Genomic DNA, 21,618 nt, shown 5'->3' with positions numbered 1-21,618 from the left:
GGCTGTTTTAACCGACAGCCTTTTGTGGTTTTAGCTATATTTGCGGCATGACCGATACTCCCTTTTTACAGGCAACAGCTATAACCAAAACTTATCCCGGCGAACGTGTGGCGGGTGTAAAAAGGACGAGCCTTACCATTGAGCCGCAAAAAATAACCGCTATAATAGGCGAAAGCGGCAGCGGCAAAAGCACCTTGCTTCGGCTGCTTTACGGTTTGCTGTCGCCGGATGAAGGCACGGTACAGTTTAAAGGCGAGCGCATTTGGGGGCCCGAAGAAAAGCTGATCCCCGGCCACGACGCCATGAAAATGGTTACCCAGGATACCGACGGACTAAACGTTTATGCCAAAGTATGGGATAACATTGCCGTATTACTGCCTAATACCGACGTAGCCACCAAAGAGGAGCGAACCACCCAGGTGCTTAAACAATTGAACATACTACACCTGGCTGATAAGCAGGCCTTCTTTTTAAGCGGTGGCGAAAAGCAAAGGGTAGCCATTGCCCGCGCCCTGGCAACCCGGCCGGAAGTTTTATTGCTGGACGAGCCGTTTAACCAGGTCGATACCTCGTTTCGTGAAGGGTTGCAGCAGGATATCAGGCAGGTGGTGCATGATACCGGTTTGACCGTTATCATGGTATCGCATGATCCTGCCGAGGTGCTGTCAATGGCGGATGAGCTGATTGTGCTGAAAGAAGGCGAGATCATTGAGTCGGGACACCCAAAGAGCCTGTACCAAAATCCACAGAACCTGTATACTGCCAGGCTGCTCACTAACTGCAATGTATTAAACAAGGAAGACGCAAAAAAATGCGGAATAAGCACGGGGGCCGGCAACATCGTCATCTACCCCGAATGGGCCACGCCCACCGGCAGCTGGACCCGCAAAGACTGGACCGTAAAACAAGTGCTGTTTAAAGGCAGCTATGAGGACCTGCTGATTGAAAAAGCCCCTATCACCCTGCGTTTGCTCAATGATCAGCCCGGCAAATACCAGGTGGGTGATAAGGTGCATATTAAGGTGAGTAAGTACCTGGAGTTTTAGTAAGGTGATCCATCTGAAAAAGTGGATCACCCGGATCATCTTTTTTGGTTAACTTATTGTAAATGAATATTTTAATAAATAAAGCGGATCACTTTGGATCACACTTATTCGTCAGGACCTTCATGCATATTATTTAATTAAATAATTGATAATTAAATAATTAAAAATTGGTCGTTTTTTGTCTGTTTTTAAGGAGTGGATCAGCCACAAGCGGATCACCCCGGATTACTTTTTAATACCGGGATTTAGCTAACAGTGTCTCAGTACTCAAACAAATACGTCCCCGCAGTTATTATATTGTAAAACATTACCGCTATGAAAAACAAATTCTTACGTCTGGTATTGCTTGGAGTAGTATTGGGCATTTTGGGCACAAGTTGTGGCGCCATGCACCACGCCGCACCACCGGCCCCTCCGGGAGCACCAGCGCATCAGTAATGATAAATGTCCGCTTTAGTTTGATAAGGCGACATTTTGCGTTAGAGATAGTAGCGGATACCGGCCTTGCGCCTAAGGCCTGCAGGCGTATAAGCGGATAACCCGGGCCGAAGGCAACGCCCATGCTTAGTTATTTGTGATTGGAGATTAGTGATTGGTTGGTTATAGTATTACTTAGTTAATCATCCAATCATTCAATATCGCTGTCAATAAATCCCGTCAAACGCTTATTAATGAAACCACCTTAACCAACTCAATTTACTATTTAGCCTATCAATAACTACTTTCCTAATCAACCTAATCTAACTACTTAACCCTCATTAGGCTACCTTTTACCCCAATCCCAAAACTTTTTTTCATAACCACTTGAAAATCATAAAATAACTCCGTACTTTTGCAGTCCCTAAAACTGCCCACCAATGAAGGATGGCAGGGGGACTTTAAAAAAACAAAACAAGAAAGCAAGAATGCCTACTATCAATCAATTAGTTAGAAAAGGTAGAGTAGCTCTGGTTGACAAGAGTAAGTCGCCAGCGTTGGACAGCTGTCCACAGCGAAGAGGAGTGTGCACCCGTGTGTATACCACTACCCCTAAAAAACCAAACTCAGCAATGCGTAAAGTTGCCCGTGTGCGCTTAACCAATGGTAAAGAAGTAAATGCTTACATCCCTGGTGAAGGTCACAACCTGCAAGAGCACTCTATTGTGTTGATCCGTGGTGGTCGTGTTAAAGACTTACCTGGTGTGCGTTACCACATCATCCGTGGTGCGTTAGATACTTCTGGTGTTGCCGGTCGTAACCAACGTCGTTCAAAATATGGTACTAAACGCCCTAAACCAGGACAAGCTGCTGCAGCCCCTGCAAAAGGTAAAAAGAAATAATTAAAGGAGGATAGTAATAATGAGAAAGTCAAAACCGAAAAAAAGAATCCTTCTTCCTGATCCAAAATTCAATGATATTTTGGTAACCAGGTTTGTAAATAACATGATGTTTGATGGTAAAAAATCTACCGCTTACACTATATTTTATAACGCAGTTGATATTGTTGAAAAGAAAACCAGCGAAAGCGGTTTAGAAACCTGGAAAAAGGCTTTAAACAATGTTATGCCTGCAGTTGAAGTTAAAAGCCGCCGTGTTGGTGGTGCTAACTTCCAGGTACCTACCGAAGTTCGTCCGGAGCGTAAAATAGCTTTAGGCATGAAATGGTTAATCAGCTATGCACGTCGTCGTGGTGAAAAAACCATGATGGAGAAATTAGCCGGCGAGATCATATCAGCAGCTAAAGGTGAAGGCGCAGCAGTGAAAAAGAAAGAAGATACGCATAAAATGGCCGAGGCTAACAAAGCGTTCTCACACTTCCGTTTCTAATTAAAAGGATTACACCGATTTAATATAGGATTACACCGATTTTGTTATGATTGCAAAATCGGTGTAATCATTAAATAAATCAGAGCAATCAAAAAAAACAAACATGTCAAGAGATCTAAGATATACAAGAAATATAGGTATTGCCGCCCACATTGATGCCGGTAAAACAACTACTACCGAGCGTATCCTTTACTATAGCGGCGTTAGCCACAAAATAGGCGAGGTACACGAAGGTGCAGCTACAATGGACTGGATGGCGCAAGAGCAGGAGCGTGGTATTACCATTACTTCGGCAGCTACTACAGTTGGTTGGAAATACAGGGGACAAGATTACCATATCAACATTATTGATACACCGGGACACGTGGATTTTACCGTAGAAGTAAACCGCTCGTTACGGGTATTGGATGGTTTGGTTTTCCTTTTTAGTGCTGTTGATGGTGTTGAACCACAATCAGAAACTAACTGGCGCCTGGCCAATAACTATAACGTTGCCCGTATAGGTTTCGTTAACAAAATGGACCGTAGCGGTGCCGACTTTTTAAATGTTGTAAAACAGGTAAAAAGCATGTTAGGCAGCAACGCTGTACCATTGCAATTACCTATCGGTGCAGAAGAGAACTTTAAAGGCGTAATTGATTTGATTAACTGGAGAGGTATCGTTTGGAATGAGCATGATAAAGGTATGACCTTTACTGAAGTGCCTATCCCTGCGGATATGATTGAAGAAGCTACCGAGTGGAGAGAGAAATTGTTAGAATCAGTTGCTGATTATGATGAGACTTTGATGGAGAAATTCTTCGAAGACCCGGCTTCAATTACCGAGCGCGAAATTTTAGATGCATTGCGTAAAGCAGTGCTGGATGCTAAAATTGTTCCTATGGTTTGCGGTTCGTCTTTCAAAAACAAAGGTGTACAAACCATGCTTGATTATGTGATGGAATTGCTTCCTTCACCTATGGATGTTGAAGGTATCATTGGTACCAACCCTGAAACAGGCGAAGAGGTTTTACGTAAACCATCAGAAAAAGAGCCGTTTGCAGCTTTAGCATTTAAAATTGCAACCGATCCTTTCGTAGGTCGTTTATGCTTTATCCGTGTTTACTCTGGTAACCTTGAAGCAGGATCATATATCCATAACATGCGTTCTGACAATAAAGAGCGTATCTCCCGGATCTTCCAAATGCACGCTAACAAGCAAAACCCGATCCCTAACGTAGGTGCCGGTGATATTGCTGCGGTAGTAGGCTTTAAGGACATTAAAACAGGTGATACCCTTTGCGACGAGAAACACCCGATCATATTGGAGTCTATGAACTTCCCTGACCCGGTTATCGGTTTAGCTATCGAGCCTAAAACTCAGGCTGATGTTGATAAACTTGGTATCGCTTTAGGTAAATTGTCTGAAGAGGATCCTACGTTCCACGTAAAATCTGATGAAGAAACCGGCCAAACTGTAATTAGCGGTATGGGCGAGCTTCACCTGGATATCATCATGGACCGTTTAAAACGCGAGTTTAAAGTTGAGGTTAACCAGGGTGCGCCACAGGTAGCTTTCAAAGAAGCTATCACAGGTTCTGTACAACATCGCGAAACCTACAAGAAACAAACCGGTGGCCGTGGTAAATTTGCTGATATACAAGTTGTATTATCTCCAAATGATGACGGTAAAGAAGGTTTAACCTTTATCAACGAAATCTCAGGTGGTTCAATCCCCCGTGAGTTTATCCCATCTGTACAAAAAGGCTTCGAAGCTTCTTTGGCAAATGGTGTGTTGGCAGGTTACCCGCTAACCGGCTTAAAAGTACGTTTGATTGATGGTTCATTCCACGCTGTCGATTCGGATGCATTGTCATTCGAGTTAGCTGCCAAGATGGCTTACCGCGAGGCATTGCCACGTTGTAAACCAGTATTGTTAGAGCCGATCATGAAAATTGAGATCTTAACCCCTGAAGAAAACATGGGTGACGTTATCGGTGATATGAACCGTCGTCGTGGCCAGCTTTTGGGTATGGACTCTCGTGCCGGTGCACAGGTAATTAAAGCTACTGTACCACTTTCAGAAATGTTTGGCTATGTAACCCAGTTACGTACCATTACATCTGGCCGTGCTACTTCAACCATGGAGTTTGATCACTATGCTGAAGCGCCGCGTAACGTACAGGACGAAATTGTTGCCAAGGCAAAAGGCAGAAAAGCTGCCGGAAATAACTAATTGATGTGAAGATATGCAGATGTGCAGATATGCAAATATCATCCGCACATTTGCATATTCGCACATCTGCACATAAATTAAAACCCGATCGCCCTAATAAATAGCTCTTAGGAACGGTCATCAAACAAAAACAAAATGAGCCAAAGAATCAGAATCAAATTAAAATCTTACGATTACAATTTAGTTGACAAGTCAGCCGAGAAGATCGTAAAAACAGTAAAGCCGACAGGCGCTGTAGTTAGCGGACCACTTCCGTTACCAACCGAAAAGAAAATTTTCACTGTTTTGCGTTCACCACACGTAAACAAGAAAGCACGTGAGCAATTCCAGTTATGTTCTTACAAACGTTTATTGGATATCTACAGCTCAAACTCAAAAACTGTAGATGCGCTGATGAAGCTTGAATTGCCAAGCGGTGTTGAAGTTGAGATCAAAGTGTAACTGTACCGGAAGATCTGAAACATATAAGAAGCCATTCGATTTAGATCGGGTGGCTTTTTTTGTGGGAGGCGGTGTCGTCACTGCGAATTAGCTAAGATTTCAGCGTTGTTCGTATTCGTGCACACCGCCAGGTTCTATCCTCAATACCAACATCCACCCGCTCAATCGCCGCGGGAAGGGCTGTTACCTTTGTCTTGATACAAAGGTAACCCAAAAACTAAGCGCAGCGATCTCATCCACACCATTTAAAAAAACAACAAGTGGATAATCAAGTCAGCCCGGTCGCTTCCGCCCGCAAGGCCATACTCCCGGCCCGGCGTGCTGACAGGCCTTTGCACTCTTTTTGATCTCTCATTTTACTAGATCTCGGTTAGTGCCCAAAGCTGTCATACGGGTAGCTTCGGGTGAAAGCAGGTAAAACAAGTCGGGCTGTGTGGTGGCAAGGGCATTGGTAATTTTGCCTGAAGCGGTGGACAAGAGCGACAACAAGGGGCAAAAGGACCGGGCCCTTGGTTTTACCTGATTTGCCGGGCAAAGGCCTGTGCGGCAAGAAGCATCCCGGATGACTTGATTTTTGGTTCTTTTTATCAAGAAAAAGAACCAAAGCTTCCGCGGCTATAGCGGGGCAAGCCAAACACGGGAAGGCCAGGAAGCGATAAGTAAACGATTAGCTCACTAACCAGCAAACCCCAGCTCCTACAACTGTATTCAAAAAATTCACCATATTATTCCCCATCAACCCTTTTCGCTCCAACAACGCCCCTAATACCGAATCAACCAAATTTCCGATGAAGCCAGCTAATACGATCCAACAAACAGAAACTCCCCAACCAAAGCTGACAGCATAAACAATCGCTATCAGGAAAGCTCCTGCCAATCCAATCAACGTCCCCTCCCAACTCACCACCCCATCCAACCCGCGCATATCTTTTTTAAAAGTCAGGATATTAAAAAATTGGCGCCCATAAATTGTGCCCAGCTCGGATGACAAAGTATCCGCGGTTGCGGCGGCGAAACTACCGGCTATCATCAGCTCAACAACGGCTGTGCAGGCCGGGAAATACCAGGCGATACCGCCTAATAATGCTGCTGTGCCGCCGTTGGCCAATACCTGCCCGGCCGTGCGCCTGCCGGTATTTTTTTCGGCTGCGCCGATAGCTTCTTTTTGATTGACCCGCCAGCCGGTTGCCCATGATCCGGCAATGAAAAACAGCGCCAGCATTGCCAGGCCGGTATAGCCCGCACCTTTATAAATAAGCAAACCCACTACCGCACCGGTGATGGCGCCGGTTAAAGTGAGTTTACGGGTGATGAAACTTAATGCGGCCCCAGTCAGGAGTAGGATATAAATGATAACGTCGGCGGCTGGCATATATGAAATTAAGATATCAAATATAATCGCGATACGCGCTAAAGAAGTTAAAAATCCTCACCTCTGGTCTCTAAAAAATCCTGCCAAACCCCTTCAAGCTCATCAACCAGTTCGGGCCTGATAGATATGCCCGACGCCTGTGGTGTCCAGTTCTGTGCAGCCAGGTTGCCTGTTTTTAAAATTTCTAAAGTCAGTATGGGTTCTTTATCCGGGTTTAATAAGATATCCAGGGCTACGTTAATACGATAATAATGTCTGCCATTACGGAAAGCGGGATAAGCATCGGATGATACAACGCCTGATGCAAATATGCCTTTGGGCTCAACACCTACGCGTACAATAAAGGCCCTGTCGCCCGGTTTTATACTTTTGTGGCTGATCACGCTCCAGTTATCTTCCAGTTTGCCGGTAGCAGTCAGCTTTTTAATATCATCATCCAGATCGGCCCACTCAAATTTCTGTGGGTTCCATCCAAACAGATATGCTTTCATAAATAAATTTATTAAAATTTTGGAAGTACTTTAGTTGCGTTCCGAAGTGTTCCGCTTCGTTCCGGGGTGTTCCGCCCTGTTCCGAAGTGTTCCGGAATGTTCCGCTTCGTTCCGGGGTGTTCCGCTTCGTTCCGGATGTTCCGCTGTGTTCCGCTCGCGCAAAGTGGAACACCCCCGGCTTATCCGCGGCCGGTTAATTCATCCACTTTATTGCGTTCGGTCTGCAGCTCGCGCGCCAGTTTCTTTTCTTTTTCGTTGGCCTTAGCTTTAAAGGTTTTAAACTCTTCTTCCAGCTCATTGTATAAAGTGGTGCGGTAAGCGGCCTCCTTGCGCGAACTTCCTGACCGGGCAATAACAACGGCGGCTATCGTACCAACAAGAAGTACCAGGCCCCACATGATGATATTATAGGTAGTTTTGGTCACCTCAGCACCCAAAAAGCTGATCGAATCGGTTTGGGTAAGCTGCTGTTCTCTGGCAGCCACGCCGGCCTGCAAACTGCTAATGGTTTTAGCTTGTTCAGCCAATTTATCCTGCGTGTTTTTTAACTGCGCACGATTGCTTCTAAGGGTATCCGTAAAATTCTTCCAAAACGCCTCAACAAACGGCCTTTGATAGCTAAAAACTTTGGTTAACAGGTATTGGTACTGGCCGTTAAGGCTTTTATCCACCCGGGACGCTGTTGTTATAACCGGGGTGTCGGGCTTTACATCGGGTGGTGTGGTGGCGATGGTAGTGGTAGATACTTTTATAGGAGACCCTGCCGCCGCTGCTTTTTTTATACTGTCGGCCTTAAGACGTGCCCGGTAATGCCTGGCATAGGCGCCATAACCATACCTGGAGTATGGCCTGCCCGTTTTTGGGTTGATGGGCACCGTGCCCGGCCTGATTGGATTTACTACCGGGTTAGTGACAATGGTTTTTTTAACAACAGTCTTTTTTACGCTGTCCTGCGCCTTTACTGCGGTTAGGCAAACGGTAATTATCAGCAGGGATAGTGATAGCTTCAACATGAATTGGTTCTTCATAATTGTAAAATTAGACAATGATATATTAAAAAAACAGTAAAAAAATGCTTTTGTCATGTATTTAAAGGATAATTGGCGTGGCTAATGTAAACCTTAATACGCATTTTTGCTATGCATAGTTATATTAGCAGAATGAATATTGGAATTATAGGCCTGGGCGATATGGGGCGGTTATACGCCAAAGCTTTCGCTAAGGCAGGATATACCGTAGCGGGTTGCGATTTACCTGCAAACCAGCAGCAGTTGGAGCGGGACCTGGCGCCTTACCATATTAAAGTATTGGACAGCGGTAAAGAAGTATCGCAAACCAGCGACCTGATCATTTATTCTGTCGAGGCCGAGAAAATTGCCAAAGTAGTTGCCGAGAATGCCGGGTTTACCAAACCCGGCGCTATAGTAGCCGGGCAAACATCTGTAAAAACCCCCGAGATCTTGGCGTTTGAAAAATATCTGCCCGCAAGTGCGCAGATCATTACCTTTCACGGTATGCACGGCCCGGGCTTTGAGCCTAAGGGTCAAACCCTGATTTTGATACCGCACCGCGCTGATGCTGCAGCCCGCCAGCGCATGCTTGACCTGTTTACCGCCATAGGATCAGAGATAGTTGAGCTGGCCGATTACCACGAGCACGATAAAATTGTAGCCGACACGCAAGCCGTAACCCACGTAGGTTTTGAAAGCATGGGCACCGCCTGGAAATCTGCCGGTTTTTTCCCATGGGAAAACGCTTCTTATATAGGCGGTATAGATAACGTGAAGATTTTAACCACCCTGCGCATATTTAGTTATAAAGCGCACGTATACGCCGGCCTTGCTATATTAAACCCCTATGCCCGGCAGCAGGTGAGGCAATATGCGGTATCTGAGTCTGAATTGTTTAAGCTGATGATACAGGAAGAGGAAACGATCTTCCGCGAGCGGCTTTACCGGGCGCGCGACTTTGTTTTTCACGAAAGCCGCAAACCCATCATGTTAAGTGATAAAGTGATGAAAGAGTTCTCGCTTTCGCAAAACCACGAGCTGCAAAAACCCAACTCGCACCTCAGTATATTAAGTATGGTTGATGCCTGGTATCATCTGGGTGTTAACCCTTATGATAACCTGATCTGCCAGACCCCGCCGTTTCGCCTGCGTCTGGGTATTGCCGAATATTTATTTAAGGACGAAGAACTATTGGAAGAATCTATCCAGGCAGCGTTATATGATAAAACTATCCGCGGGGATGATCTTGAATTTCATTCGGCCGTGCGCGAATGGTCGTCCATTATTGGCTATGGCGATATGGAGGGGTATAAAAAACACTTCAATGATGTTCAGGCCTTTTTTAAAGATCGTTTGCTGGAAGGCAATAAACAGAGCGCTGAATTGATCAGAAGGTTGATGACAGAATAGAATTCATTTCGGAAATCAACAATGGCGAAAAACTGTTGATCCTTACTTAAATTGTCGCCGGATTTCATAAAAGTCTTTATCGCCTGAAAGTGTGTAGGTGTATTGTTTTCCTGTATCTTCTTGTTTTAAAATGACAGTTATGCTTTTCTCTTTTGGCTTAGCAACGTAAATATAAAAAAAACCGTTTTCATCACTCTTTCCAACAATGCTTGAGCCCAATATGACAGCTATATTTTTCACTCCTTTGTTGTTGGCATCCCATGTATGTCCAATCAACAAAATATCATTACTGTTCTTTTTAGGCGGGAAAGTATAATACCTCACATTATTTTCTTTAACATATTTTTCCAAAGGTTCTAATCCCGCTAACTTTCTTTTGGCGTCAAGTTTTTTTGTGTCTTCAACAGGATACAGAAACAAATTGCCAATATTGTCCGCACCTAATTGCGTTCCATATATTTGGTTTTTGCTTTCAAACATTTTTAAGCGGTCTATGAAAATTGCATATTCATAATCGCCAATTTGTTTTCGACTATAAGCCTTCATTACTATATCTTCATATTTTATTTGAGCATCTAAACCCGCGTGTTGTATTACATAAAAGATACCGTTACTTGCTTTTGACGAAATTTCGCTCTTTGGCAACCATCCGTATTTATCAAGAATATTGAAAACTGTTTTTTGGTTGATAGAATCTTGTTTGTGTAACTCATCAGCAGCTTGCTGATATTCTTTTGAATCAGCACCATATTTTTTAAGAATAATTGCAGGCTTATCTCTGCCATTTTGGTCATTATCAAAAAGTCGTTCTAAAACAGCATTAACATTTTTTCTGTTTAAAGTATCCAAATCCCGGGCAAAAGATGAAGTAGTATTAAGAAAAAATACCAGGATGAAAAAGTATTTGAAAGCAGAACCCATTGTCATGAATAACGTTTAAATCAGGTTAATAAAAATATTAATTAATGTCTTATTTACTCCCTTAACCGTTCGTCCGTATAAGTAATTTCTGTCCGGCCGTGTTTAACGGGCTTGCCGTTTTCATCCACGCTTACAAAAACTATCTTATCAATAGTAAGTATGCTTTTTTGGGTGATCTTGTTGCGCACCTCGCAGGTTAGGGTGATTGATGTATGGCCAAAGCTTGTGGCTTTAATCCCCAGCTCAATAATATCGCCCTGATTGGCCGAATTAATAAAATTAATTTCAGACATGTATTTGGTTACGCAGCCATTGGTGCCTAACTGTATTATGGTATATATTGCGGCTTCCTCATCAATCCAGGATAGTAAGCGGCCGCCAAATAAAGTTCCGTGTGCATTAAGGTCTTCGGGTTTTACCCATTTGCGGGTGTAAAAATTCATGTGTTATTTTATATATAACACAAAGGTACAAAACAGATTTTAGGCATACAGATAACTTACTGCACAATCAGATTATTATTTATTATCAACTCCGTATCAGGAAACAGTTTCCTGATACGTTTAATACCATCATCCGCAATAACACCCTTTAAATTAAGCCGGCGTATTTTTACTTTGGCTAGCTCATCCGGAATGTTAATATTATTTATAAACTCGATCTTCAATAAATTTATGGGGCCAATTTCCATTAACTCTTCAGGTACCGCATTGGCCCGTATATCAATTCCATAATGTTCATCGGCTGCCCGTTCACGCAATTGGGTCATTTTTTTGTCCTGCACATCGGTGTCTTGTTTGCGTATCATCCAGCCAATCTCGGGCCTTAAATTAAAATCGCTGTCGGTTTGTTTTAATCCCATAAAACCAGCCCACAGCTCCAACGGAGTTGTTACGAAATTGCCCTTGCTATCGGCCGAAAGAAATTTCAGATTAACTTTAACAATTTCGTCAGGTAAATCTACTCCCGAACTTAACGCTTCAAGGTTTAGCCGGTTACCTGCTTTATCGTAAGGGAAAAATTTCACTATCCATCCGTCAATTATAGTTGATGCCCCATATCTTTTTATCGTATGATATTTAAACATGGTTTGCCAAAACTCTTTGTCTTTTTTTCCTTTTGATGCCTTTACAATTTTTTTCAGAACGGGTTCCATTTTATCTACCCACCAATCCAGTTTATATTTGCGCAAGGCCTCGGTCTTGTCTAACACCTTTTGCCAATCTGCCGGGGTACCCTCAAGGGTAACCTGTGGAATACCGCAACCGGTCATTATCACAATAAAATCAAAATACGACTTCATGGCATACAAGGCAGTAATTTGCGATGCAATTTTGGTGGTTGGTGTGGTGGTGCTAAAATCTGCGGTGAGTGCTTCGGTCAACTCTTTGCCGGTGTAACGGCTTATCTGCTTGCTAAATTCGGGGAATATTTCTTCCCAGGGGCTATTAGGGTTATCAAGGCTGATATTGTTAGTTTGCACAACCAAACTGGTTTTGCCCGTAAAATCAACAAACATATTGCGCAGGCTCTCGCTGTTATTGTTTACATGGTTGGCAAACCCCTGGCAAATAAGCAGCCACATCATATCCGGCGATAAGGTAAAGGGCCTGTGGCTGGCATAGGCATTGTACATGCCCCGAAAAAAAGGGTGAAAATCGTAATAGACTAAATCTTCATTAACGTTACTTTTTGCTATGATATTAAATTTAGGATCAAGTGCGGCTTGCTTGGCTGGCGGATAGCCCCAAACATGATGGTCTCTTCTGATCAGCTCCTTTAAGATCCCGTCGTATGCTGAGACCGGCAAAAGTTTTTCGGGCTTTTTAAGCTTTTCAACATTAATAACTACTGATGTTTGTGCAGTGCTTGATAAGCTGCCAAATAATAACAGGACAAGGAAGCTGACAGGTTTCATTACATGGAGTTAGGTTGGTTAATTTTAATTAATTGTTTGGCTGCTGCCCAACCAAATTGTTATTAATGATCAATTCCGTTTTAGGCAGCAGTTTTTTTATTCGGTCGATCCCATCGGGTGTAATTTTTCCGGTTATCCTGAATTTTTGGATGGGTACGGCAGCTATCTCATCAGGAATAATGACATCATCAGTAAAAACAACTGTTAATGATTTTATCGGGCCAATGGCAAATATTGCCTTGGGCAGGGCTTTTACGCGCAAGGTTATGCCCCACCATTCTTTCGCGTCCTTTTGTAACCTTGCTTTTAGTTCGTCATCATTGCTTGCCTCCTTCTTACGGATCATCCAGCCAATCTCGGGTCGTAAGTTAAAATCAGCGTCGTTTTGTTTTAAGCCAACAAAGCCGGCCCAAAGCTCAAGCGGCGTTGTTACGAAATCGCCGAGGCCATCGCCCTTTTTATATTCCAGATCAACCTTTACAATCTCGTTAGGCAGATCAGGGTTGGTAGCCAGCGTTTCCAGGTTATTACGGTGGCCCATTTTGTCGTAAGGGAAAAACTTAACTATCCAGCCATCAACAATAAATGGTGCGCCATATACTTTTTGGCTATGCCATTTAAACATGGTTTGCCAAAACTCTTTATCTTTTTTTCCTTCGGATGCTTTTTCAATGTTTATTAATATAGGCTCCATTTTATCAACCCACCAATCCAGTTTGTATTTGCGCAGGGCCCGGGTTTTGGTTAAAACTTTGTGCCAGTCGGCCGGGGTACCTTCAAGCGTTATTTTAGGGATGCCGCAACCAATGTTGATCACCAAAAATTCGAAGTATGATTTCATGGCCTCTAACATGGTAATTTGCGAAGCCATTTTAGTGATAGGGGTGGTGGTGCTAAAATCGGCAGTGAGGACGTTGGTCAGCTCGGCACCGGTGTTCTCGCTGATCTGTTTGCTAAACTCCGGGAAAACTTCTTCCCACGGGCTATCCGGATTATCCAGCTCAATGCGGTTGTCTGTCACCGTAAGCGTTGTTTTTCCCTTAAAATCAACAAACATGCTGCGCAAGGCTTCGCTATTGTTATTTACGTGGGTGGCAAAACCCTGGCTTATCAGCAGCCACATCATATCCGGCGATAGGGTAAACGGCCGGTGATTAGCGTAGGCACTTAGCATCCCCTGGAAAAAAGGATGGTAGCCAAATGTTACCAGGCTGTCGGGATGTTTGCTTTTGGCTACTATATTAAATAGTGTCCCGGTGTGTTGTTTATTAAGCGGATAATGGGGCGCGCCATGGTCCGACAGGATCAGGCGCTCCAGGATAGCCTGGTAGGTGTGCACTTGTAAACGATCTTTGGGCGCTTCCAGTTTTTCAACATTAATGACAATTGGTTTTTGCGCAAGGCAGGTTACGCTGATAAATGATAACAGGATAAGCAGGCTGACAGGTTTCATCTGGTGGAGTTAGGTCAGTATAAATTTAGATAATTTTTTAGTATTCTTTATTATATATCCGGTTTAGGTGAAAAAGGTGCACAGGCAATAATAATATTCGGCCCGTTAAATTATTTGACCGCTCTTTATTGCCTGTGCCGGCAATTTAACAATGATGTATCACCCGGATCATAACAAGTCCGGGGGTGACGGTTAGTGCAGATCATCATACGGCCCAACGCCAATCCCCTTAAAAATCAATTAATTCTATAGTTACCAGCCGATATTTTAATGGCAGCGGCCCTATCCTTAATATTTATGAAAAAATAACTTGTTAAGTATTTGACAATTAAAGTAAAGTTGCTATCTTTGCCGTCCCTTAACGGGGGAAATAATATGCCTTGAACGAAGCCCTACTGCTTCGATGGGCACAAACAACATAAAAAATGTCAGGATTAATTGGTAAAAAAGTAGGAATGACCAGCATATTCGATGACTCAGGGAAAAACATCCCTTGTACAGTTATCGAAGCTGGCCCTTGCGTAGTAACACAAGTAAGGTCTGTTGAAACAGACGGATATGCAGCTGTACAGCTTGCATATGGCGAGAAAAAGGAGAAAAACACTTCTGGTCCGTTAAAAGGCCATTTCCAAAAAGCCGGAACCACCGCAAAGCGTAAACTTGTTGAATTTAAATCTTTCGAAGATGAAAAAGCTCTTGGTGATACTGTCACTGTAGAAATTTTCGCTGAGGGTGATTTTGTTGACGTAGTTGGCACTTCAAAAGGTAAAGGTTTTCAGGGTGTGGTAAAACGTCACGGTTTTGGTGGTGTGGGTATGCAAACTCACGGTCAGCATAACCGTTTACGTGCTCCGGGTTCGTTAGGTGCTTCATCATGGCCTTCACGTGTATTTAAAGGTATGCGTATGGCAGGCCAAATGGGCAATGAGCGTGTAAAAGTTCAAAACTTAGAAGTTTTGAAAGTTTATACCGAGCAAAACCTTATAGTAGTTAAAGGTTCCATCCCAGGGGCTAAGGGTTCATTCGTTATAGTGGATAAATAAGATGGAAGTTAAAGTATTAAACGTATCAGGTAAAGAAACAGGTGCCAAGGTGCAGCTTCCTGAAGCCATATTCGGTATCGAGCCCAATGATCATGCTATTTACTTAGACGTTAAGCAATTTTTAGCTAACCAACGTCAGGGTACGCATAAATCAAAACAGCGTAACGAAATTGCAGGTTCAACCCGCAAATTATATAAGCAAAAAGGTACAGGCGGTGCCCGTGCAGGTAGCGTAAAATCACCATTGTTTAACGGTGGTGGCCGTGTATTCGGTCCGCAACCACGCGATTACAGTTTCAAATTAAACAAGAAACTTAAAGTGTTGGCACGTTACTCAGCCCTATCTTATAAAGCTAAAGACAGTAATGTAATTGTATTGGAAGATTTTAGTTTCGACTCAATCAAAACCAAAAGCTACATACAACTGGTTGCAGATTTAAAAGCTACTGATGTAAGGACATTATTAGTATTACCTGCAGCAAATAACAATGTGTATTTATCAAGCAGAAACCTTAAAAAAACAAAGGTTATTACCGTTGACCAGATTAACACTTATGACGTGTTAAACGCAGGTAAACTAGTGTTAACAACCGGTGCTGTTAAAATTTTGGAGGAAGCATTAGCTAAGTAATATGGAAATTTTAAAGAAACCCTTACTTACTGAAAAAGTAGCTCAATTAACAGAGAAGCTTAACCGTTATGCTTTTATCGTTGACCCAAGGGCTAACAAAATTCAGATCAAAACAGCAATCGAAGCCATGTATGGCGTTAACATCACTGCTGTAAACACAATGAGATACGTAGGTAAACTGAAAAGTCGTAACACTAAAGCTGGTCCTGTTTCAGGCCGTGCAGCTACCGTGAAGAAAGCGATTATCACGTTGAAGGACGGAGAGACAATAGATTTTTATAGCAATATATAAATATAGAGATGGCAGTAAAAAGATTTAAACCGGTTACGCCGGGTACCCGCTTCAGGGTAGGTGCTGATAACTCTGATATCACTACGAACGTACCAGAAAAGTCGTTGATAACAAATGTTAACACCAGATCAGGTGGACGTAACCATAGTGGTAAAATGACTATGCGCTACTTAGGTGGTGGTCATAAACAGTTATACAGATTAATTGACTTTAAACGCAATAAGTTTGACATCCCTGCAAAAGTTGCAACTATTGAGTATGATCCTAACCGTTCAGCACGTATAGCATTGTTACACTTTGCAGATGGTGAAAAAAGATATATGATCGCTCCGGAAGGATTAACTGTTGGCATGACTGTATTGTCAGGCGAGACAGCGGCTCCTGAAGTTGGCAACACGTTACCATTAAAAACTATACCATTAGGTTCTATCATTCATAACATCGAATTGAATCCTGGTCAGGGCGGCATCATTGCACGTTCAGCAGGTACTTACGCTCAGCTTGCAGCACGTGACGGCAAATATGCTGTCATCAAATTGCCTTCAGGCGAAACCCGTATGATCTTAGCTACTTGTTTAGCTACTATCGGTACAGTTTCAAATGGCGAGAAGCAAAACGAAGTGTTAGGTAAAGCTGGTAGAAAACGCTGGTTAGGACGCAGACCAAGAGTTCGTGGTGTAGCCATGAACCCGGTAGATCACCCTATGGGTGGTGGTGAGGGTAGATCCTCTGGTGGTCATCCACGTTCACGTAAAGGTTTATTAGCTAAAGGCTACAAAACACGTGATAAGAAAAAAGGGTCTGATCGTTATATCATTGAAAGAAGGAAGAAATAATAATGGCACGTTCAATAAAAAAAGGACCTTATATTGATCATAACCTTGACAGAAAAGTCCTGGTTTTAAATGAATCAAATAAAAAATCAGTTGTAAAAACATGGTCACGTCGTTCCATGATATCTCCTGATTTCGTTGGTCATACATTTGCAGTACACAACGGTAACAAATTTATACCGGTGTATGTAACAGAAAACATGGTTGGTCACAAGTTGGGAGAATTTGCTCCAACCCGTACATTCCGCGGTCACGCAGAAAAGAAAAAATAAGCAATGGAAGCAACAACTAAAATCAAAAAGTCTGTATTAATCAGACAACGCAAAGAGCAAGAGAAGGCTCAGCAAGGTGGCGCTTCTGTTGCAAAACTGCAGAACTGTCCAACCTCACCACGCAAAATGCGTTTGGTGGTTGACCTTATCCGCGGTGTTAACGTTGAGAAAGCGTTATATACTTTGAAATTTTTAAATAAAGAAGCGGCAATCCGTGTAGAGAAGCTTTTGTTATCAGCCATCAAAAACTGGGAAGCAAAAAATGAAGGACAACGTGTTGAAGACAGCGCTTTATTTGTAAAAGAAGTATCAGTAGGCGGTGGTCGTCAAAACAAAAGGATGCGTCCGGCTCCGCAAGGAAGAGGATACCGTATCCGTAAACGTTCAAACCACGTAACGCTAATTGTGGGCAGTAAAAACGATATCAATTAATTACAATGGGACAGAAAGCACATCCAATAGGTAACAGATTAGGAATCATCAGAGGTTGGGATTCTAATTGGTTCGGTGGCAATCATTATGCCGATAAATTAGTTGAAGACGAAAAGATCCGCAAATACTTATCAGCACGTATCAACAAAGGTGGCGTGTCTAAAATAGTAATTGAGCGTACTTTAAAACGCATCACCGTAACTATCCATACTGCCCGTCCGGGTATTGTTATAGGTAAAGGTGGTACTGAGGTTGATAAGATCAAAGAAGAGTTGAAAAAACTGACTAAAAAGGAAGTTCAGATCAACATCTTTGAAATTAAACGCCCTGAGCTTGATGCACAATTAGTTGCAGAAGGTATCGCAAAACAACTTGAAGCACGTATCTCTTTCCGTCGTGCCATGAAAACTACAATTGCTTCAACCATGAGAATGGGTGCAGAAGGAATTAAAGTAATGACATCAGGCCGTTTAGGTGGCGCTGAGATGGCACGTAGCGAACAATATAAAGAAGGAAGAATTCCATTGCACACTTTCCGTGCAGACATCGATTATGCACTGGCCGAAGCCTTAACTACCTATGGTAAAATAGGTGTTAAAGTTTGGATCTGCAAAGGCGAAGTTTATGGCAAACGCGATTTATCACCAAACATTGGTGGTACCAGCAGTGCCAGCGGTAAAGGTGGCCGTCCTGAAGGCGGAGCCGGAGGATTTGGTGACCGCAGAGGTGGTAATGAAAGAGGTGGAGAACGTGGTGGCGAGCGCAGAGGCGACCGTAAACCAGGTGCAGGTAACCCTAACAACCGTGGTGGTGGTAACAACCGCCCGGGTGGACAAGGTGGCGGGCCTAACAGAGGTGGTGGAAGCCGCCCCGGTGGACCAGCTAAAAGATAATAACAAAAGTTAGATTACTATATCGAATAGATATAAAAGCTTAAGAAAATGCTACAGCCAAAAAGAACGAAGTTCAGAAAGATGCAAAAAGGCAGAATGAAAGGTTTAGCCACCCGTGGTGCTGAACTGTCATTTGGATCTTTCGGTGTAAAATCACTCGAAGCGGCCTGGATAACCAGTCGCCAGATCGAAGCTGCACGTATTGCTGTTACACGTTTCATGAAACGTGAAGGGCAAGTGTGGATCAGGATTTTCCCTGATAAACCGGTAACAAAAAAGCCTGCAGAAGTACGTATGGGTAAAGGTAAAGGTGCTCCGGAATATTGGGTAGCGGTAGTTCGCCCCGGACGGATCATTTTTGAAGCTGAAGGTGTACCACTGGAAGTTGCCAAAGAGGCCCTGCGCCTTGCAGCACAAAAACTACCGGTACAAACAAGATTTGTAACACGTAGAGATTACGTAGAAGCATAAATAAAATTGTTGTAGGTTATAAGTTGTGAGTTATAAGTAATTATAAAATCTTACAACAGACAACTCGCAACTTATAACTGATAATAATAAAATAAAATGAAGAACTCAGAAATTACAGGGCTCGCAACTGAAGAGTTGGTTGCAAAGATCGGCGAGGAAAGAGCAAATCTTACCAAACTGAAATTTGCACACGCGGTTTCAGCGATTGAGAATCCAACCCGTATTACAAAAGTACGCAAGGATATTGCTCGTTTAACTACTGAATTAACAAAGCGTAAGGCAGCGCAAGCTTCTGAACAGAATTAATTTTTTACGCGTCGAGGAAAAATGGAAAGAAATTTAAGAAAAACACGTACCGGCCTGGTAGTAAGCAATAAGATGGAAAAATCTATTGTGGTTGCTGTGGAACGGAAAGTGAAGCACCCGATCTATGGTAAGTTTATTAAGAAAACTACCAAGTTTATGGCACATGACGAGACTAATACCTGTGGTATTGGTGATACCGTATTAATTATGGAAACCCGTCCGCTGAGCAAGAGCAAAAATTGGAGATTAGTTCAAATTTTAGAAAGAGCTAAATAAGATGGTACAACAGGAATCAAGATTAAACGTAGCTGACAACAGCGGTGCTAAAGAAGTTTTAGTGATCCGTGTGTTAGGCGGTACCGGTAAGAGATATGCCTCAATTGGTGATAAGATAGTAGTAACTGTAAAAAGCGCGCTGCCATCTGGTAACATTAAAAAAGGAACAGTATCAAAAGCCGTTGTGGTTAGAACCAAAAAAGAGATCCGCAGGAAAGATGGTTCATACATCCGTTTCGATGATAACGCGGCGGTTTTGTTAAACAACCAGGATGAGCCGAGAGGCACACGTATCTTTGGCCCTGTTGCAAGAGAATTGCGTGAGAAACAATTTATGAAAATTGTATCATTAGCACCGGAGGTATTGTAACATGGATAAGAAAGCAGCACAAGGAAAACTAAAGATCCGCAAAGGCGATTTAGTAAAAGTTATAGCCGGCGATTCAAAAGGATCACAAGGCAAAATAGTTGAAGTAATATTAGCTAAGAACAGGGCTATTGTTGAAGGTGCCAATATGGTATCAAAACATACCAAACCTAACGCGGCTAATCCTAACGGCGGTATTGTTAAACAAGAAGCAGCTATACACATTTCAAACCTGGCATTGGTTGATCCAAAAACAGGCGTAGCAACACGTGTAGGCCGTAAATTGAATGATGCCGGCAAATTAGTAAGGGTAGCAAAAAAATCAGGGGAGGAAATTAAGTAATGGAATACACACCACGATTAAAATCGAAATACAAAGAAGAAATACGCACTAACCTGAAAGATAAATTTCAGTACAAAAGCGTAATGCAGGTTCCAAAACTGGAAAAAATTGCAATTAACCAGGGTGTTGGTGGTGCTACTACGGACAAGAAATTGATCGAGAACACTATCACTGAGTTAACTACCATTACCGGTCAGCAAGCTGTTGCTTCAAAATCTAAAAAAGATATTTCAAACTTTAAATTGCGTAAAAACATGCCAATCGGCGTGCGTGTTACCCTGCGTGACAATACGATGTATGAGTTCCTTGATCGTTTGATCTCTGTAGCCCTGCCACGTATCCGCGATTTCAAAGGCATTAACGATAAAGGTTTTGACGGAAGAGGAAACTATACTTTAGGTATAACTGAGCAAATCATTTTCCCTGAGATCAATATTGACAAAATAAACAAAATTCAGGGTATGGATATTACCTTTGTAACCTCTGCAACCAACGATGTTGAAGCATTAGAGTTACTTAAGCAATTTGGTTTACCTTTTAAAAATCAAACTCCAGTTAACAATGGCTAAAGAAGGTGTAAAAGCGCGCGAAGTTAAACGTGCTAAGTTAGTAGCAAAATATGCTGAAAAAAGAGCAGCTTTAAAAGCAGCAGGTGATTTTGCAGGTTTAGATGCTTTACCAAAAGCATCATCGCCGGTAAAATTGCATAACCGTTGCAAGTTAACGGGCCGCCCTCGTGGTTATATGCGTCAGTTTGGTATTTCACGTGTTACATTCCGTGAAATGGCATTAGCTGGTAAAATACCGGGAGTAAAGAAAGCATCTTGGTAATTAGTAACTAGTATCAAGTATAAAGACAAAAGTCTTGATACCTGATACTTTCTACTTAATACCCAAACAAAAAGAATTAACCGATGGCAGGTCGTCTCTGATGTTAGGAGAAGGAAACCACCATCACAACAAATAAATAATGAATACAGATCCAATCGCAGATTATCTTACCCGGGTAAGAAATGCTATTAAAGCCAACCATAGGGTTGTTGAGATTCCTGCATCTAACCTTAAAAAAGAAATCACCAAGGTGCTTTTTGACAAAGGTTACATTGCAAACTACAAGTTTGAGGATAACGGTCCGCAAGGCACAATTAAAGTGGCTTTAAAGTACCATCCAATTACAAAAATCCCTGCTATCCGTTCAATCGCGCGTATCAGCAGACCAGGTTTCAGAAAATATGCCGGCACAGAAAAATTGCCGCGCGTATTAAATGGTTTAGGTATCGCTATCCTGTCAACTTCTCACGGTGTAATGACCGATAAAGAAGCCCGTCAGCAAAATATAGGTGGCGAAGTTTTATGCTACGTTTATTAATCAGAGG

28 protein-coding genes are annotated in these 21,618 nt (G+C 42.7%); 21 read left to right on the top strand and 7 right to left on the bottom strand.

From position 1 onward, the window contains the following. Positions 1 to 47: 47 nt before the first annotated feature. From LJ658_RS04575 to rpsJ, 5 genes are all read left to right on the top strand, one after another. Entirely contained in the window at positions 48 to 1,046 is a 999-nt protein-coding gene (locus LJ658_RS04575) for an ABC transporter ATP-binding protein (protein WP_230545278.1), read from the top strand. Between the two features lie 905 nt (positions 1,047 to 1,951). Then, complete coding sequence (gene rpsL, locus LJ658_RS04570; protein WP_230545452.1) at positions 1,952 to 2,365, top strand: 30S ribosomal protein S12; 414 nt, start codon at positions 1,952 to 1,954, stop codon at positions 2,363 to 2,365. Positions 2,366 to 2,381: 16 nt separating this feature from the next. Further along, on the top strand, positions 2,382 to 2,852 hold the full coding sequence (gene rpsG, locus LJ658_RS04565; RefSeq protein WP_370632942.1) for a 30S ribosomal protein S7: 471 nt from the start codon (positions 2,382 to 2,384) through the stop codon (positions 2,850 to 2,852). A 103-nt stretch (positions 2,853 to 2,955) separates the two neighbouring features. Then, entirely contained in the window at positions 2,956 to 5,067 is a 2,112-nt protein-coding gene (fusA, locus tag LJ658_RS04560) for an elongation factor G (RefSeq protein ID WP_230545276.1), read from the top strand. A gap of 135 nt (positions 5,068 to 5,202) precedes the next feature. Further along, on the top strand, positions 5,203 to 5,508 hold the full coding sequence (rpsJ, locus tag LJ658_RS04555; RefSeq protein ID WP_022830652.1) for a 30S ribosomal protein S10: 306 nt from the start codon (positions 5,203 to 5,205) through the stop codon (positions 5,506 to 5,508). Between the two features lie 667 nt (positions 5,509 to 6,175). Here the strand turns inward: rpsJ and LJ658_RS04550 are convergent. The 3 genes from LJ658_RS04550 to LJ658_RS04540 form a co-directional block, all read right to left on the bottom strand. Further along, complete coding sequence (locus LJ658_RS04550; protein WP_230545275.1) at positions 6,176 to 6,880, bottom strand: DUF92 domain-containing protein; 705 nt, start codon at positions 6,878 to 6,880, stop codon at positions 6,176 to 6,178. Between the two features lie 47 nt (positions 6,881 to 6,927). After that, positions 6,928 to 7,371 (bottom strand): EVE domain-containing protein, encoded by a 444-nt coding sequence (locus LJ658_RS04545; protein WP_230545274.1) that lies wholly within the window; start codon positions 7,369 to 7,371, stop codon positions 6,928 to 6,930. Positions 7,372 to 7,550: 179 nt separating this feature from the next. Then, positions 7,551 to 8,399, bottom strand: coding sequence for a hypothetical protein (locus tag LJ658_RS04540; protein WP_230545273.1), 849 nt, complete (start codon positions 8,397 to 8,399; stop codon positions 7,551 to 7,553). Between the two features lie 132 nt (positions 8,400 to 8,531). Between LJ658_RS04540 and LJ658_RS04535 the strand changes: the two genes are divergently transcribed. Next, positions 8,532 to 9,791: a prephenate dehydrogenase gene (locus tag LJ658_RS04535; RefSeq protein ID WP_230545272.1), complete on the top strand. Its 1,260-nt coding sequence runs from the start codon at positions 8,532 to 8,534 to the stop codon at positions 9,789 to 9,791. Between the two features lie 42 nt (positions 9,792 to 9,833). Here the strand turns inward: LJ658_RS04535 and LJ658_RS04530 are convergent, their stop codons facing one another. Genes LJ658_RS04530 through LJ658_RS04515 form a run of 4 tightly spaced genes read right to left on the bottom strand, consistent with a single transcriptional unit; the run spans position 9,834 to position 14,083 of the window. Continuing rightward, the gene (locus LJ658_RS04530; RefSeq protein WP_230545271.1) at positions 9,834 to 10,712 is read right to left on the bottom strand and encodes a DUF6624 domain-containing protein; all 879 of its coding nucleotides are present in this window, start codon (positions 10,710 to 10,712) and stop codon (positions 9,834 to 9,836) included. A 53-nt stretch (positions 10,713 to 10,765) separates the two neighbouring features. Then, a complete protein-coding gene (locus tag LJ658_RS04525; RefSeq protein ID WP_230545270.1) occupies positions 10,766 to 11,155 on the bottom strand; it encodes an acyl-CoA thioesterase in 390 nt (129 codons plus the stop codon). A gap of 56 nt (positions 11,156 to 11,211) precedes the next feature. Further along, positions 11,212 to 12,630 carry a DUF4419 domain-containing protein gene (locus LJ658_RS04520; RefSeq protein WP_230545269.1) on the bottom strand — a complete coding sequence of 473 codons (1,419 nt, stop codon included), beginning with the start codon at positions 12,628 to 12,630 and terminating at the stop codon, positions 11,212 to 11,214. A gap of 28 nt (positions 12,631 to 12,658) precedes the next feature. Beyond that, complete coding sequence (locus LJ658_RS04515; protein WP_230545268.1) at positions 12,659 to 14,083, bottom strand: DUF4419 domain-containing protein; 1,425 nt, start codon at positions 14,081 to 14,083, stop codon at positions 12,659 to 12,661. A 425-nt stretch (positions 14,084 to 14,508) separates the two neighbouring features. On the opposite strand from LJ658_RS04515, the gene rplC reads away from it, so the two are divergent. The 15 genes from rplC to rpsH all read left to right on the top strand — a co-directional run bounded on the left by rplC (position 14,509) and on the right by rpsH (position 21,611). After that, positions 14,509 to 15,126, top strand: coding sequence for a 50S ribosomal protein L3 (gene rplC / locus LJ658_RS04510; RefSeq protein ID WP_230545267.1), 618 nt, complete (start codon positions 14,509 to 14,511; stop codon positions 15,124 to 15,126). A 1-nt stretch (position 15,127) separates the two neighbouring features. Then, complete coding sequence (gene rplD, locus LJ658_RS04505) at positions 15,128 to 15,757, top strand: 50S ribosomal protein L4 (RefSeq protein WP_230545266.1); 630 nt, start codon at positions 15,128 to 15,130, stop codon at positions 15,755 to 15,757. A gap of 1 nt (position 15,758) precedes the next feature. Continuing rightward, positions 15,759 to 16,049 carry a 50S ribosomal protein L23 gene (rplW, locus tag LJ658_RS04500; RefSeq protein ID WP_230545265.1) on the top strand — a complete coding sequence of 97 codons (291 nt, stop codon included), beginning with the start codon at positions 15,759 to 15,761 and terminating at the stop codon, positions 16,047 to 16,049. A gap of 8 nt (positions 16,050 to 16,057) precedes the next feature. Next, positions 16,058 to 16,885, top strand: coding sequence for a 50S ribosomal protein L2 (rplB, locus tag LJ658_RS04495; protein ID WP_230545264.1), 828 nt, complete (start codon positions 16,058 to 16,060; stop codon positions 16,883 to 16,885). 2 nt (positions 16,886 to 16,887) lie between these two features. Further along, positions 16,888 to 17,154, top strand: a complete 267-nt coding sequence (gene rpsS / locus LJ658_RS04490) for a 30S ribosomal protein S19 (protein WP_114005430.1) — start codon at positions 16,888 to 16,890, stop codon at positions 17,152 to 17,154. Positions 17,155 to 17,157: 3 nt separating this feature from the next. Then, positions 17,158 to 17,586, top strand: a complete 429-nt coding sequence (gene rplV, locus LJ658_RS04485; protein ID WP_230545263.1) for a 50S ribosomal protein L22 — start codon at positions 17,158 to 17,160, stop codon at positions 17,584 to 17,586. 5 nt (positions 17,587 to 17,591) lie between these two features. Further along, on the top strand, positions 17,592 to 18,479 hold the full coding sequence (gene rpsC, locus LJ658_RS04480; RefSeq protein WP_230545262.1) for a 30S ribosomal protein S3: 888 nt from the start codon (positions 17,592 to 17,594) through the stop codon (positions 18,477 to 18,479). Positions 18,480 to 18,527: 48 nt separating this feature from the next. Further along, positions 18,528 to 18,950: a 50S ribosomal protein L16 gene (gene rplP, locus LJ658_RS04475; RefSeq protein WP_230545261.1), complete on the top strand. Its 423-nt coding sequence runs from the start codon at positions 18,528 to 18,530 to the stop codon at positions 18,948 to 18,950. A gap of 96 nt (positions 18,951 to 19,046) precedes the next feature. Beyond that, positions 19,047 to 19,256 (top strand): 50S ribosomal protein L29, encoded by a 210-nt coding sequence (gene rpmC / locus LJ658_RS04470; protein WP_230545260.1) that lies wholly within the window; start codon positions 19,047 to 19,049, stop codon positions 19,254 to 19,256. A gap of 21 nt (positions 19,257 to 19,277) precedes the next feature. Further along, positions 19,278 to 19,532, top strand: a complete 255-nt coding sequence (gene rpsQ, locus LJ658_RS04465; protein ID WP_144246489.1) for a 30S ribosomal protein S17 — start codon at positions 19,278 to 19,280, stop codon at positions 19,530 to 19,532. A 1-nt stretch (position 19,533) separates the two neighbouring features. Then, a complete protein-coding gene (gene rplN, locus LJ658_RS04460; RefSeq protein ID WP_066006038.1) occupies positions 19,534 to 19,902 on the top strand; it encodes a 50S ribosomal protein L14 in 369 nt (122 codons plus the stop codon). Position 19,903: 1 nt separating this feature from the next. After that, complete coding sequence (gene rplX / locus LJ658_RS04455; RefSeq protein ID WP_230545259.1) at positions 19,904 to 20,242, top strand: 50S ribosomal protein L24; 339 nt, start codon at positions 19,904 to 19,906, stop codon at positions 20,240 to 20,242. Continuing rightward, positions 20,242 to 20,811, top strand: a complete 570-nt coding sequence (gene rplE / locus LJ658_RS04450) for a 50S ribosomal protein L5 (protein WP_230545258.1) — start codon at positions 20,242 to 20,244, stop codon at positions 20,809 to 20,811. The genes rplX and rplE overlap by 1 nt, the downstream gene beginning before the upstream one ends. Continuing rightward, positions 20,804 to 21,073: a 30S ribosomal protein S14 gene (gene rpsN / locus LJ658_RS04445; protein ID WP_230545257.1), complete on the top strand. Its 270-nt coding sequence runs from the start codon at positions 20,804 to 20,806 to the stop codon at positions 21,071 to 21,073. Before rplE ends, rpsN begins: the two co-directional genes overlap by 8 nt. Before the next feature lie 136 nt (positions 21,074 to 21,209). Further along, positions 21,210 to 21,611, top strand: a complete 402-nt coding sequence (rpsH, locus tag LJ658_RS04440; protein ID WP_230545451.1) for a 30S ribosomal protein S8 — start codon at positions 21,210 to 21,212, stop codon at positions 21,609 to 21,611. Positions 21,612 to 21,618: the final 7 nt, after the last annotated feature.

Source organism: Mucilaginibacter sp. UR6-11 (assembly GCF_020880695.1).
In the GTDB taxonomy this organism is placed as follows: domain Bacteria; phylum Bacteroidota; class Bacteroidia; order Sphingobacteriales; family Sphingobacteriaceae; genus Mucilaginibacter.
This window is presented reverse-complemented; position numbering and strand designations above follow the sequence as displayed.